The organism is Streptomyces sannanensis (assembly GCF_039536205.1).
Lineage (GTDB): Bacteria > Actinomycetota > Actinomycetes > Streptomycetales > Streptomycetaceae > Streptomyces > Streptomyces sannanensis.
On sequence record NZ_BAAAYL010000001.1, the window covers coordinates 3567990 to 3582112 of the forward strand.

12 protein-coding genes are annotated in these 14123 nt (G+C 72.2%); 4 read left to right on the forward strand and 8 right to left on the reverse strand.

Annotated elements, in window-relative coordinates; translation table 11 throughout:
• Window positions 1-232 precede the first annotated feature (232 nt).
• Entirely contained in the window at window positions 233-2233 is a 2001-nt protein-coding gene (locus tag ABD858_RS16860) for a VWA domain-containing protein (RefSeq protein ID WP_345038274.1), read from the reverse strand.
• A gap of 294 nt (window positions 2234-2527) precedes the next feature.
• Between ABD858_RS16860 and ABD858_RS16865 the strand changes: the two genes are divergently transcribed.
• The gene (locus ABD858_RS16865) at window positions 2528-4597 is read left to right on the forward strand and encodes a PhoX family protein (protein ID WP_345038276.1); all 2070 of its coding nucleotides are present in this window, start codon (window positions 2528-2530) and stop codon (window positions 4595-4597) included.
• 400 nt (window positions 4598-4997) lie between these two features.
• Here the strand turns inward: ABD858_RS16865 and ABD858_RS16870 are convergent, their stop codons facing one another.
• The 6 genes from ABD858_RS16870 to ABD858_RS16895 all read right to left on the reverse strand — a co-directional run bounded on the left by ABD858_RS16870 (window position 4998) and on the right by ABD858_RS16895 (window position 11160).
• Window positions 4998-5963 (reverse strand): hypothetical protein, encoded by a 966-nt coding sequence (locus tag ABD858_RS16870; RefSeq protein ID WP_345038278.1) that lies wholly within the window; start codon window positions 5961-5963, stop codon window positions 4998-5000.
• Between the two features lie 19 nt (window positions 5964-5982).
• Complete coding sequence (locus tag ABD858_RS16875; RefSeq protein ID WP_345038281.1) at window positions 5983-7464, reverse strand: APC family permease; 1482 nt, start codon at window positions 7462-7464, stop codon at window positions 5983-5985.
• Window positions 7465-7619: 155 nt separating this feature from the next.
• The gene (locus ABD858_RS16880; RefSeq protein WP_345038283.1) at window positions 7620-9563 is read right to left on the reverse strand and encodes an FUSC family protein; all 1944 of its coding nucleotides are present in this window, start codon (window positions 9561-9563) and stop codon (window positions 7620-7622) included.
• Between the two features lie 16 nt (window positions 9564-9579).
• Window positions 9580-9822: a DUF2630 family protein gene (locus ABD858_RS16885; protein ID WP_345038285.1), complete on the reverse strand. Its 243-nt coding sequence runs from the start codon at window positions 9820-9822 to the stop codon at window positions 9580-9582.
• The gene (locus tag ABD858_RS16890) at window positions 9783-10133 is read right to left on the reverse strand and encodes an MDR/zinc-dependent alcohol dehydrogenase-like family protein (RefSeq protein WP_345038287.1); all 351 of its coding nucleotides are present in this window, start codon (window positions 10131-10133) and stop codon (window positions 9783-9785) included. The genes ABD858_RS16885 and ABD858_RS16890 overlap by 40 nt, the downstream gene beginning before the upstream one ends.
• A 10-nt stretch (window positions 10134-10143) precedes the next feature.
• Complete coding sequence (locus ABD858_RS16895; protein WP_345038288.1) at window positions 10144-11160, reverse strand: endonuclease/exonuclease/phosphatase family protein; 1017 nt, start codon at window positions 11158-11160, stop codon at window positions 10144-10146.
• 142 nt (window positions 11161-11302) lie between these two features.
• On the opposite strand from ABD858_RS16895, the gene ABD858_RS16900 reads away from it, so the two are divergent.
• Window positions 11303-11704 (forward strand): hypothetical protein, encoded by a 402-nt coding sequence (locus ABD858_RS16900; RefSeq protein WP_345038290.1) that lies wholly within the window; start codon window positions 11303-11305, stop codon window positions 11702-11704.
• Between the two features lie 136 nt (window positions 11705-11840).
• Here the strand turns inward: ABD858_RS16900 and ABD858_RS16905 are convergent, their stop codons facing one another.
• Window positions 11841-12131, reverse strand: coding sequence for a hypothetical protein (locus ABD858_RS16905; protein ID WP_345038291.1), 291 nt, complete (start codon window positions 12129-12131; stop codon window positions 11841-11843).
• Between the two features lie 128 nt (window positions 12132-12259).
• On the opposite strand from ABD858_RS16905, the gene ABD858_RS16910 reads away from it, so the two are divergent.
• Both ABD858_RS16910 and ABD858_RS16915 read left to right on the forward strand, forming a co-directional pair.
• On the forward strand, window positions 12260-13759 hold the full coding sequence (locus ABD858_RS16910; protein ID WP_345038292.1) for a DUF1254 domain-containing protein: 1500 nt from the start codon (window positions 12260-12262) through the stop codon (window positions 13757-13759).
• A 148-nt stretch (window positions 13760-13907) separates the two neighbouring features.
• Complete coding sequence (locus tag ABD858_RS16915) at window positions 13908-14123, forward strand: hypothetical protein (protein ID WP_345038294.1); 216 nt, start codon at window positions 13908-13910, stop codon at window positions 14121-14123.

Here is a 14123-nt window from a genome sequence, read left to right on the forward strand (position 1 = left end):
CTTTTTGGGCTTGGTTTTCCCCCAGACTTCGTCCGGGGGGACCCCCACGAGGGCGCGGCTGTGCCGACGGTCGACCACGCGGAGGAGCCGCATATCGATGCGGCCTCGGTCCCCCAGCTACCTCCCCCAGCTACCTCCCCCAGCCACCCCTGGGGGCACCCCCAGGGGTGCCCCCAGAGGTGCCCCCAGAGGTGCCGCCACTCCCTTTCGGTACAGCCGCGCCCCCTTCGGCTCACTCGCCGGCTGCCGCGTAGGCGGCGATCAGCCCCTTGTACAGCTCGGCGTCCTTCAGCTCCTTTGGAGCCGGGCCCGCGTGGAAGAACGCGACGTTCTCGGCGTCCAGCTTCCGGAGGAAGTCGAAGGCCTTGGCGTCGTGCTCACCGAACGCCACGAACTGCCAGAACAGCGGCCTGCCGGCCGCCTCGGCGAGGGCTTCCTTCGCCGGCTGCTTGGCATCGGGGGCGCCGTCCGTCTGGAAGACGACGAGGGCGGGCGCGTCCTGGTGGTGCTTCTCGTGATGCGCCACGACCTCCTCCACCGCGCGGTGGTAGCTCGTACGGCCCATGTGGCCGAGGCCCGCGTGCGCCGCGTCGATCCTGCCCTCGTAGTCGTCCAGGGAGATGTCGGCGGTGCCGTCGATGTCGGTCGAGAAGAACACGACGTGCACGGCGGCCTCGTCGTCGAGGTGCGCGGAGAGGGCGAGCACCCGGTCGGCGAGGTGCTGGGCGCTGCCGTCCTTGTAGTACGGCCGCATGGAGCCCGACCGGTCGAGGACCAGATACACGGTGGCCCGCGTCCCGCCGATCCCCTCCGCCTTCAGCACGCCCCCGGCCGCCTTGTACGCCCCGGCCAGCCCGGGCGCCCGCGACTTCACGCGTGCGGCGGAGTGAGCGGGCTTTCCGTCGCCGGACCCGGCCGGCTCCGCCGGTGCGTCGGTGGCCGCCTCGTCCACGGCGGCCTGCGGTTCGTCCTCGGTGAGGGCCTCGGGCGCCTGCGGCGCGGCGGCTTCGATCTCGGGCGACTGCTGCGCGGTGTCGGTGCCGACGGCTGACGTGCCGGACGTGTCGGCCAAGGCCACACCGGCGAGTGCCGCCGGTGCGCAGGCGGCGGCCTCGTCCGCCCGCGGCACGGGCTCGGTGGCCGCGGCGGCCTGCGGCACGGGCTCGGTGAGGGCCTCGGCCGCCTGCGGCGTCCGGTCGGGGGCGGAAGCGGTGCCGTCCGCTTCGGCCTGCGGCTCGTCCGCCGTGGGCTCCGCGGCTGCCTGTGCGGGGATGACCGGCTGCGGTGCGGGCTGCGGCTCGGGCGCTTCGCGCTCGGCCTCGGTCACGCCGGCCGGCTCCGTCGGTGCGTCGGTGACGGTCTCGTCCGAATGCAGCGCGGGCTCGGTGGCGGCCTCGGCCTGCGGCTGCTCGCTCCCTGCGGGCGCGTCCTCGGTGCTGGAGGAGGCCGCGTCCAGGTCGGTCACGTCTGCCTGCGCCGCAGGGTCGGCGGCGGCCGGCTGTTCGGCCTCGGGTTCCGCGGCTGCCTGTGCGGGGATGACCGCCAGCGGTGCGGGCTCTGCCCCGGGTGCTTCAGGTCCGGCCGGGGCGCCGGCGGGAGACGGATCGTCGGGGACCGCCTCGGCAACGCGACCGTTCGTGGCGGTCTCCTCGGTCTCGGCCTCGGCGGCCGGCTGAGTGAGGACGATGGCCCGCGGATCGTCGACGGACTCTGCCGCAGCCTCGGTGTTCGCCTGCGGATCGTCGGTCTCCGGGCCGCTCCGGCCGGCCCCCGCCGGCTCGGCGGAGGCGACGGCCGCGGGCTCGTGGTCGGCCGGTGCCGTGGTGGCCTCGGCCTCCGGCTGGGCCCGGGTGTCCGGCGCCTCGGCGTGCTCCGGGTCCGGGGCGGGGCGGGACTGGGAGGGAACCGTGGGGCGGGGGGTGTCGAACGCGGCCGACACCAGATCCGCGGCTGCCACCAGGTCCGAGGCCGCCGTGAGGTCGGAGGCCGCCGTGAGGTCGGAGGGCTGGGCCGGGACCGATGCGGCGCCGAGGCCGAAGGGCTGGGCCGGGACCGATGTGGCGCCGAGGTCGGCCGGCTGGGCCGGGACCGATGCGGCCACGGGCTCGATGAGGTCGGCCTGGGGCTGAATGTCAGGGGAGGGGGACTGTGCCGGAACGGGAGCCGCCGTCGACTCGACGCTCTCCGCTCGATCGCGTCCGAACACCTTGCGCAGCAAGCTCCGAATGCCCATGGGCGAGGCCTTTCGCATGAGTTGGGTGCGATATTTGTCCGTACTGTCGGAAGTGTTCCGTGGCCAGTGGGGACACGTAAGGTTAGCGAGCCTGTCGCGCAAACTTGGGGAGGGGCGCGGGCACGGGCCAACTGCCTCCCCCGCGGCACTTCGTGCGCGGGAGTACCCCCATGCCGCCACGCATTCATGGCGTGTTCATCGCGATGCCCTCGCTCGGCCCGCGCCCGCCCCTAGCGTCACGCCTGTCACATTCGAGACGAATCCGAGAGATTCGATACGCGCAGGGGGTACATCGTGCGCAAAATGCTGCCGCTGCTGAGCTCGCACGCCGGCGGGCGCTCCGCGCTGACCTGCCGTTACCGCTGTGGTGACGCATGCTTCCACGAGGTGCCGAACACCAGCGACAACGAGTACGTCGGCGACATCATCGCCGGTGCCCTGTCGCGCCGCTCCATGATGCGTGCCGCGGCTGTCGTGACGGTCGCCGCGACCGCCGGCTCGGTGGTGGTCGGTCAGGGCGCCACGCCGGCCGAGGCCGCCACTCGCGAAGCGGCCGCCGGCTCGGCGGCCCGGTACCAGGACGGCGCCCGGGGTCTGCGTTTCACGCCGGTCGCGCCGAACACCGAGGACCGGGTGGTCGTGCCCGAGGGCTACGCCCAGGATGTGGTGATCCGCTGGGGCGACCCGGTCCTGCGGGGCGCCCCGGCCTTCGACTCCGAGAACCAGTCGGCCGCGGCGCAGGCCGCGCAGTTCGGCTACAACAACGACTTCCTGGCCCTGCTCCCGCTGCAGGGCGAGCACGGCCGTCAGGTCCTGGTCGCGAACCACGAGTACACCGACGAGAACCTGATGTTCCGGGGGTACGACCCGGCGAACCCTACCCGTGAGCAGGCCGAGATCGCCTGGGCCGCGCACGGCCTGTCGGTGGTCGTGGTCCAGGAGGACCGGAAGTCCGGAAAGCTGACCCCGGTCACCCGTCACCCCCTCAACCGCCGCCTCACCGCGATCAGCGAGTTCGAGCTCACCGGCCCGGCGGCAGGCAGCGACCTGCTGAAGACGTCCGCCGACCCGACCGGCACCAAGGTCCTCGGCACGCTGAACAACTGCGCCGGCGGCACCACCCCGTGGGGCACCACGCTGCACGGCGAGGAGAACTTCAACCAGTACTTCGCCAACAGCGGCCGCCCGACCGACAAGCGCTACGGCATCGGCACCGGCGCCACCGAGCGCAAGTGGGAGCGCTTCGACAAGCGCTTCGACGTCGCGCAGGAGCCCAACGAGGTGCACCGCTTCGGCTATGTCGTCGAGCTGGACCCGTACGACCCGCACTCCGTGCCGCGCAAGCGCACCGCGCTCGGCCGCTTCAAGCACGAGGGCGCGCAGCCGCGGCTGACGGCCGACGGCCGCCCGGTCGTCTACTCGGGCGACGACGAGCGCTTCGACTACTTCTACAAGTTCGTCTCGTCGAAGCGGATGAAGAAGGGCAACTCCCGCGCCGCCCGCGAGCACAACCTCACCCTCCTCGACGAGGGCACCCTCTACGTCGCCCAGCTGACCGGCGACAGCCCCGCCGCCGAGATCGACGGCAGCGGAAAGCTGCCGAACGACGGCGAGTTCGACGGCAGCGGCGTGTGGATCCCCCTCGCCACCGCGGGCCCCGACGGCAAGAACGTCTCGCATGTGCCCGGTATGACCGTCGAGGAGGTGTTCGTCTTCACCCGCCTGGCCGGTGACAAGGTGGGCGCCACGAAGATGGACCGCCCCGAGGACATCGAGCCGTCGCCGCGCAGCGGCCATGTGTACGTCGTCCTGACCAACAACACCAAGCGCGGCACCGCGGGCAGCGCCCCGGCCGACGAGGCCAACCCGCGCAACAACAACAAGCACGGCCACATCCTGGAGCTGGCCGAGCATGGGGACGACCCGGCGGCCGACGGCTTCGCGTGGCGGCTCTTCCTGGTCGCGGGCGACCCGAACGACCCGGCCACCTACTTCGCGGGCTTCCCGAAGGACAAGGTCAGCCCCATCTCCTGCCCCGACAACGTCGCCTTCGACCCGCACGGCAACCTGTGGATCTCGACGGACGGCAACCAGCTCGGCTCGCACGACGGCCTGTTCGGCGTGGCGACTCACGGTGAGCGGCGCGGTGAGCTGAAGCAGTTCCTGACGGTTCCGACGGGTGCCGAGACCTGCGGTCCGGTCATCCAGGACCGCCGGGTGCTCGTCGCCGTGCAGCATCCGGGCGAGCTCGACGGGGCCTCCGTCGAGCACCCGGCGTCCGTCTGGCCGGACGGACCGGGGAAGATCGTGCGCCCGGCCGTCGTCGCGGTGTGGCGCGAGGACGGCAACGGCGTCGGCCTCTAGGAGACCGATGAAGATCTTGCTCCGGCCGCCTGACTCGCCCCGGATTGCCAGTAAATGTCAATCGCCATGAACCGGTGCAAGCCGGGCGCGATTCCAAGATCTTCAGGACACTCCTAGTGCCGCGACCGGCACGGTCTGCCCGTCAAGGAGCGGCGTCCGGTGCGTGCGATCGCAAGACGGCCGAAGACCCTCGTAGCAGCGTTACTCGGGTTTTCGGCCAACGCGGCGATCGTGCGTGCCCGGGGGCACCCCGGGGGCACCCCGGGGGCACCCTGGGGGCACCCCCAGCGGTAGCTGGGGGAGGTAGCTGGGGGAGGTAGCTGGGGGAGGTAGCTGGGGGAGCGTCGCGACGGGGCAGACGTTGCCGGGAGGGGCGCGGAGCCCCGACCGACGGACAGGCCTAAAGGCCCGCCTGTTCGTGGTACTTGGTGAACTGCTCGCCCGGATCCCCTGTGTACGACCAGGGGATCCGGGCGGCCCGCTTTCCGAGCAGTCGGAACAGCTCACCGGCCTGCTCCGCCAGCCCCGCCTGACAGGCGGCGTGCGTCAGATAGTTCAGCTCGCCGACCTCCTGGGGCGGCACCTGCTCCTCGGTCACGCGCCGGCCGATCCACCACTCCCAGCTGCGCCGTACCTCCGTCACCGCCAACTCGTGGTTCCAGTGCCGGACGAAGCCGCGCACCGGCCGGCCCTTGGCCGCCTCGGCGACGTACCGGTACTCCTCGACCCGGGCGATCTGTACCAGCACCGGCAGCGGGGATCCGGGCGGTGCGGCCCCCGCCGCGTCGCGCGCGAAGTCGTACATCGTGCCGTGCGTGCCGTGCCAGCGGGCCGAGAAGTAGCGCAGCATCTGCACATGGGCCTCCATGTTGTACGGGTCCCGCTGCCGCAGCTCGTCCCACCAGTCGCGCAGTTCACGCCGGCCGACCCCGCCGGAGCGCAGCCGGGCCACGGTCAGCAGGGAGACCCAGGGCATCGGATCGGCGGGGGCCGCGTCCGCTGCGGCGAGACAGGCCATGACGGCCACGTCGAGGCTGTCGCGGTCCACTTCGGCGCCGCGCCCGGCGGCGATGGCCTGGTTGAAGATCCGTACGACCTCGAGGGCGGCTCTCAGCACCGCGGCGTCCGCGCTGTCCGGTTCCGCGGCCCGCCAGACCTCCATGGCGGAGCCGTCCGCGGCGGCCTCGGCGAGCAGCCGGATCCGGTGCGTGCGCAGCGGCCAGTCGTCGCCGGTGGCCCTCAGCAGGTCACGTACGCCCTGCCAGCGGCCGATGGCGATGTCGTGCCGTGCCTCGGTGAGCGGGCGGTCGCCGAAGTCGGGGTCGAAGACGGGGGTGAAGCGGCTGGAGTGGCGGCGTGCGGCCATCGGTGTTCCGCCTCTCGGATCAGAAGTCTGTGGGGTGGCCGTGGTCGCCGTACACGGGCTGTCCCGGGGTCGGCATCCTGTCCGCGCGGGCGTCCTGGACCATGAGCGCGCGGCTGGCGTCGAGCTTCGCCGGGCGGTAGTACTCGCTGCCCTTCCGCCAGTACACGAGCATCGGGACCAGGCCGAGGGCCAGCCCGCCGATGCCGATGACGACGGCGGTGTCGCTGAGCGCGCTGAGCGACACGAAGAAGACCCAGAACATGAAGAGCGAGCCGAGCAGTGGCCAGGCCCCGCCGAAGACGAAGTCGCTGACGGAGGTCAGCAGCGTACGGCGGTAGGCGACGATGACGGCGAGGCCCGCGAGCCCGTAGTAGAAGGCGATCTGGAAGCCGATGGCCTCGACCGCGTGGTCGAGGATCTCGCTCACCGAGCCGAGCGAGCCGAACGCGGCGAACAGCGCGAGGGTGGCGACACCGACCGAGACGATCGCGACCCAGGGGGTGTTCCAGCGGGAGTGCACCTTGCCGAGCGCGGCGGGCATCGTACGGTCGCGGCCCATCGCGAACAGTGAGCGGGTGATCTGGATGAGGGCGGTCTCCAGGGTCGCGACGGTGGACAGCACCACCGCGAGGGTCATCAGCTTTCCGCCGACGCCCGGCCAGAGCTCCTCGCCCAGCGCGGCGAGCACATTGGCGCCGTTCTCGTCGATCTGTTCGGCGGACAGGATGATGTTCACGGCGATGGTGAACACCTCGAAGAGGAGGAAGACGATCCCTACTCCGACCAGCGCTGCGAACCCGGCGGTCCTGCGGCTGTTCCTGGTCTCCTCGCTGAGGTTGCTGGTGATGTCCCAGCCCCAGTAGTAGAACGCGGCGATCAGCGTGCCGGTGGCGAAGCCGGAGACCCCGTCGAAGTGGCCGAAGCCGAGCCAGGACCAGTCGAAGGCGTTGGCCGAGCCGCCGTGGAAGACCGCGAGCAGCGCGAAGAGGAGCAGGATCGCCAGCTCCACGCCGGACATGATCAGCTGGGCGCGTACGGTCAGCCGGGCGCCGCCGAGCACGACCAGCAGCATCACCAGGAACCAGACGGCGCCGACCGCGGAGGCCAGCACCGTGTTCTCGGCGAGGCCGGGGTCGAACAGGGAGAGGGTGAGCGCGCCCGCCGGAAGCGAACCGGCCACCATGAAGATCGTCGCGGCCACCACCAGGGCCCAGCCGGACAGGAACCCGAGGAAGGGGTGGAGGGTGCGGGCCACCCAGGAGTAGCTGGCGCCCGCGTTGACGTCGATCCTGCCGAGCCGGCCGAATGCCAGGACGATGCCGAGCATGGGTATCGCGCAGTACAGCAGGGCCGCGGGACTGGCCAGGCCGGCCGCGCCGACGAGCACGGCGGTGGTCGCGGTGAGCGAGTAGGCCGGGGCGCTGCCGGCGACCGCCATCACGATGGTGTCGAACGTCGAGAGGACGTTCGGCTGGAGACCGCGGCCGGCGCTGTTGCTCATCGCTGTTCTCACTGCTTCCCGAAGTGCGCCGCGCGAGGCACGACATGTGGCGGCATGTCAGAAGGTCCGTGCGCATATTAGCTGCATAAGGCAACTCTCAGGGGGGATCGTCGAGATCAATCCGATGGGCGCGAAGTGCTCCGGGCGGCAGCCGGCTATCGCGTCGGCGACGCGACAGCCCTCGCCGACGCGACCTCCCGCCGCACCGGCGCGAGAACGCTGCCCTCGTCCCCGCCGGGATCGGTGCGGACCTCGGTCAGTGTCTCCGATTCACGCAGGCCGTCCGCCAGTTCGCGCAGCTGCCGGGTGACCAGAGCGACCTCGTCCGCGGCGGGCGAGGCAGCGCCCTGGCCGACGCGGATCCTCGCCGCCGTCGTGGCGTCGACGACCCGCTCGACGGCGACGACGACCGGCCACCATGCGGCGGCCCGCGCCCCCACCGGCGGCGGCTCCGTGAGCGCCCGCTGGAACTCGGAGCGTACGTCGGACAGATCGCGGTACAGACGCCGCCGCAGCCGGGCCCGGCGTGCCTGGTCGGCGCTCTCGTCGAACGCCACCTCGACGTAGTGCGCGGCGTCGGCGACCGCGTCCGCGAGACGGTCGCCGACGCGGGTGTGCCAGCTCTCCGGCCACAGCAGGTACCCGGCGACGAGCGCGATGGCGCAGCCGATCAGGCTGTCGACCAGCCGCGGCAGCACGAGTCCGAAGCCCTGATGGTTGAGGATGTCGGACAGAAGCAGGATGACCGGGGTGACGGCCGCGGTCTGGAAGGCGTAACCGCGCGCCGAGAAGGCCGGGATCAGCGTGGCGAGCACCGCCATCACCGGCACGTCCCACCAGCCGGGCGGCACTTCGGCGAGTACGACGGCGGCGACCAGCAGTCCGCCCGCGGTGCCGACCGCGCGCATCACGGCCCGTGAGAAGACCGAGCCGAAGTCGGGTTTGAGGACGAAGGTGACGGTCAGCGCCACCCAGTACGACCTCGGCACGGGCACCAGCGAGACCAGCGCCTGGGCGAGCCCGATGCACAGGGCGAGGCGCAGTCCGTACCGCCAGGAGGCGGCGGAGAGCAGCACGCCGCGGGTGACGCGGCGGGTCCGCACACCGAACGCGGCGGGGCGGCCGAGCCGGTCGTCGACGTTGTGGGGGTCGGGATCGGGGCTGAGGACGACGTCGGCCGCACAGCGAAGGGCATGGTCGACGGCCCGCTCGGCGGCCGTGCCGGGTGGCGGCAGTGCGAGGTCGGTCCCGGCCCCGGTGCGGCCCGCTTCGACGGCGCCGGCCAGTTCGCGCGCGGCGGCGGGGACCGCGTCGGGCAGCGGCCGGCCGCACAGATGGGCGGCGGGGGCGGCCTCGAGGAGCGGGACGAGCACATTGAGCTGGGCCAGCAGCCGCACCAGCGGGGTGCGGCGGCCGTGGTCGCGGACGCGCCGGGCGAGGACGAGATCGTAGGAGGTGTTGAGGGAGCCGGTGACGGCCTGCCGCTTCTCGTCGTACGCGGCCGTGCCCGCCGCTTCGAGAAGCGCGGCCACCGAGCGGTACGTATCGGCGACCGCGGCGCGTTCCGGCACCCGGCCGCGCAACGGCCAGGCCAGCAGGGTCAGCAGGAGGACGAAGGCGCCGCCGACGCCGAGCAGCACCGGCGCCTTCCACCAGGGGGCCGGCAGCGGCAGGCCCGCTCCGACGACGGCATTGAGGAGGAGCAGCAGCCCGGAGACGGAGGCGACCGCGCCGATGGACGAGACCATCCCGGAGACGAGCGCGACGAGGGTGAGCGCGACGACCGCGAGCCAACCCTCCCCGTACACGAGGCTGCCGAGGGTGACGCCGAGGGCGCCGAACAGCTGCGGTACGGCGATGTTGAAGACGCGCATGCGGTAGGCGTCCGCGGTGTCCCCGATGACCCCGGAGAGGGCGCCCATGGAGATCACCGCGCCGTACTCGAGGTGGCCGGCGGCCAGGCCGGCGGCGAGCGGTACGGACAGTGCGACGGACGCGCGGGCCATCGCGGCCCGGGGCACCGGCGCGGGACGCGGGCGGAGGGTCTTCAGCAGCCAGGGCTGCTGAACCGTGTCGTGTGTCCCGTACCGCGCGCCCATGTCCCCATGGTGGGGCTCAGCTCTCGTACTTCTCGACCTGATCGGCGGGCCGCACCCGTGCGTCGCCAGGGCTCTCGCCGAACTCCAGCTTGGCGCGGCGCCGGCGCAGCAGGTCCCAGTACTGGTCGAGCTGGATCTCCAGGTCGTCGAGGCGTGCCTTCTCGCCGTCGCTGAGGCCGCTTTCGCCCGCGTGGTCGCGCAGGGCGCGCTCCTCGGTGATCAGGGTGCCGATGCGGTCGAAGATGTCCTTGTCCTCCATACCGGCTCCTCCGTTCCCCCGGTCCGGATCACGATGACCGTCTTGCCGCGCGCCCCGCCCTCCCCCAGGCTCTCGGCGGCGCAGGGGGGACCTCCATGGCCGCGGGCGAGCGCCTCAGGTGTCCTCTCCAGCGGCACCTCGGCGGTGACGGCCACCTTCAGCGAGCCCTCGGCGGCACAGGTGGCCGGCACGTCGAGCAGCTCCGGCGAGCTCTCCGTACGGACGTCCACGCCCTCGACGCCGGCCGGGAGCACGGGCAGCTCGACGATGCCGGGCTCGGCCTTGGAGCGGGCCACGGCGACAGCACGCATGGGGGACCTCCTACGACCTCCCGTCCCCTCCAGCGTCGGCCGCGGCGGGTGCGCGCGCGACCCGGGAGCCCTTGTGCAGGTCCAGCTCCACGAGCAGTGCCCGGTGGTCACTGGGCGCGAGACCCAGGAAGAGGGCCGAGCGCACCGAGAAGTCGTCGCTGACCAGCACATGGTCGATCTGGGTCCCCATCGGGTATCGGTCGTCGGCCGGCCACGACGGGGTGCGCGACGCGCCGGCGAGGCGGGCGCTGTCGTGCAACCCTCCCGCGTCGAGCACGGCCCGGAAGGCGGCGTGGTCCTGGGAGGCGTTGAAGTCCCCGGCGAGCAGCAGCGGCTCGTCCCGTGCCGTGGCGGCGAAGTTCCGCAGCCGGCCCAGCTCCTCGCGCCATGCCCCCACCCCGCGGGGGATCGGCGGCAGCGGATGGGCCAGCTGGAGCCGGACGGCCTCTCCCTGTACGAGCACCACGGCCCCCGGCATCTCCATGGCACCGTCGATCCCCTCCGTGGGGCGCAGCGGATACCGGCTGAGGATCGCGGAACCCCTGGATCCCCCGGCCCCGGGCAGCGCCCGGTACGGATACGCGGAGCTCGGCACACGGGCGGTGAGGGCGCCGGCGCAGGCATACTCGCACTCCTGCACGAACACCAGGTCGGGCTCATCCCGCAGAACCGCGGCGACCAGGGCATCCGTGCCCCGGCCGAACTCCACGTTCGCGGTCAGTACGCGCAGCGGAGCGACGACCGGCCCCTCCGCTCCGGTGGATCCGGCCCCGTACGGCCGGCAGAACCACCCGATGACGGCCAGCACCACCAGCGCCCATACGAGCCCGGGACGCCAACGCGCCAGCGCGGCCAGCGCGAGGGCGACGGCGGCGGGCACCAGCAGCCACGGCAGGAACGCCAAGGCCTGCGGTACCGGCGTCACCCCGTCCACCCCGAAGGCCCGGCAGCCGACGACGGCGCTCAATCCGGTGAGCACGGCCCCGGCCGCCCACGCCGACACGGCCCGTACCGTCCTGGTGTGCATCCCCGCATCCTCCCCCGGGGGCAGATCGCCCACTTCCGCGACAACGCCGGAGGCGTCGTCCCGAGTTCCGGGTGATCCACTTGCCGGTCGCCGCGACCGGGTGTGCCCTGGTGAGACGGGGGAAGGCGGAAGGAGCTCTGCCATGGGTGCACACGCAGCCCTGCCGGCCGCGCGAGCCCGGCGCGCACCGGCGATCAGCACGGCGTCCTGGGCCGTACCGCTGACGATCGGCGTTCTCTACGGCTTCTATGTGGCCTTCATCGCCCGCGTCACCAGCGGCGGTCACATCACGACCGGCAAGGCCGTGCTCGGTATCGTCTCCGGCCTGGTGATGGCCGTGCTGTGCTTCTTGCTCGGCCGCTACCAGCGGTCGATGAAACGTGAGATGCGCGCAGTGGCGTACGGAGCGCTGTGCGGAGTGTCGACCGGCTTCCTGTTCAGCCTGACCGGACACAGCGTCCTCCGGTCGAGCTCGATGGGGTTCGTGCTCGGACTCGGGCTGTTCCTGGTGATGTTCTATTACTTCTACACCCATGAGGAGTGAGCGTCCGGAACCGCAGCCCCGACCGGCTCACTCCCGAGCCCGAACACCCAGGTGAAGGCCGCCCCACCCAGGACGGCCTCCGCCGCTGCTCCGGGTACGGTCCACCTCACCCCGCTGCCCGGCGACGAACTCCGGCTCAGCGCCGCAGGCGGAGGACGGCCTCGCGGATCTCCGCGAGCTCGGCCTCCGCCGCACGGTAGTCGTCGGTGACCTTGCGCTCGGGGGTGAGGCCACGCACCCTTCGCCCAGGGCCCGCAGCCGGTCGGCCATCGCGCCGAGCCTCGCCCTTCAGCGCGAACCGGCTCTCGGCGCCGGCCTGCGCGTCCGTGAGCTCCTCGCGGCCCCCGACCGGGACGTCGTGGCAGCTGTCCGCCGCGGCCACGGCCTCGACGAGCTCACCCGTCCGGGCGCGCTTGCGCCCCCACATGTGCCCGCCCCTCGATCATGTGATCAGTGACCATACGGTCCGGTGCGGCGTGCGAAGCACGGAGCCCGCCCCTACGATCCGGAGACAGGAGTGCGGAGGATTTCTGCCTGTTCGTCCCGGAGCCCGATGTGACCGATGCGACCGATTCGAGTGATCTGGCCGCGCTCGCCGCGGAGGCGTACGTCTACGGCTATCCGCTGGTGCACAACCTCACCATGGTCGACCGCATCACCCGCAGGGGCACGGGTTCCGTGGCCCCCGCGGAGTTCAACGAGTTCGTGCACTTCTCCCGCCTCGCCGGCCCCGACGACGACTTCGTCTCGGTCGGCAACGACACCCTCTACTCCACCGCCCAGCTCGATCTGTCCGGCGGCCCCCTGCTGCTCCACGTGCCCGACTACGGAGGGGAGTACTACGTCCTCCAGTTCGTCGACGCGTGGAGCAACAACTTCGCCTACCTCGGCAGCCGCGCCACCGGCACGGCCGAATGCCGCTGGCTGATCACCCCGCCGGGGTGGAGCGGCAGCGCACCGGAGGGCGTCCGGATCGTCGATGCGCCGACCGCCGTCGTGTCGGTCGTCGGCCGCAGCGCCTGCGCGGGGCCGGACGACGTGCCACGGGTGGCGGCGCTCCAGCGGGAGCTCACGCTCACCCCGGCCCTCCCCCGAACTCTCGGCTTCTCCCCCGAGCTCTCGGCTTCTCCCCCGAGCTCTCGGCTCCCCCGAGCTCTCGGCTCCGCTCGAGCAGGGGGGACCCCCATGAGCAGGGGGGGCTCCCATGGGCAGGGGGGACCCCCATGGGCAGGGGGGACCTCCATGGGCAGGGGGGCCGGGCTGCCGACGCCCGATCCGGCCGTGCCCGAACAGCTGCGGTTCTTCGAGGAGTTGCGGGTCTGGATGGCCGACTTCCCGCCGCCGCCGCCCGATTCGGCGTACCAGGACCGCTTCCAGCCGCTCGGCCTGCTGGAGGAGGGGCCTTCGCCGTACGCGGGTGCGGACCCCGCGCTCGTACGGGCGTTGGAGGCCGGGCTGGCGGCGGGCCGGGAACGGGTGGAGATCGCCTCGGAGCCCCCGCCGCACGAAAGTCCGGCCGGGGCTTGGGAGATGGACCTCCATCTCTTCGACTACAACCTCGACCGTCTCGGGCCCGGCACGCTCGACGAGGCCCGCTGGAAGATCGCCGACCGGCGGGAGTCGTATCTGGTCAGGGCCGCCACCGCGCTCACCGCGCTCTGGGGCTGCCATGCCTACGAGGCGGTGCAGGCATGCACGTTCACGGACGCAGAGGGCAAACAGCTGAACGGCGCCCACTCCTACACGCTGCGTTTCGAGGAGCCTCCGCCCGTGGACGCCTTCTGGTCCCTCACCATGTACGACACCCCGGACCACTTCCTCGTGGACAACCCCGCCGGCCGCTACTCCATCGGCGACCGCACCCCGGGCCTGGTCCGTGCCGACGACGGTTCCCTGACCCTCGTACTCCAGCATGAACGCCCCAAGGACCCTGTGGAGGCGGCGAATTGGCTGCCCGCGCCAGCCGGCGACTTCCGCCCGATGATCCGCCTCTACCAGCCCCGCGAGCCGGTCCTGCGCGGCGACTACCGGCTACCGAGGGTGGTCCGCCGGTGACTCCGGGTGCTGTGGCTGTCACCTGCGCGCTTGCAGATCCGGAGGAGCGAGGGACAATTGAGGAAGGTAAGAGGAAGGGAGAACGTTATGGCTGTCTTCGCACTCGCGACTCCCGCACTTCACCGGAACGGCTGGGGTTGGGACACCAGTGACTACGGCGACCACGGCGACCACGGTCGCGGCGGTTATGGTCGCGGCGGTTACGGTCGTGGCGGCTACGGTGGCGACGGTGGCGGTGGCCGCGGTGGCCGCGGTGGCGGTGGCTACGGTCGTGGCGGCTACGGCGGCGGCGGTGGCGGCGGTGGCGGCGGTCGTGGTGGCCGCGGTGGCTACTGACGTCTGCACGCCAACTGAACGGAAATGA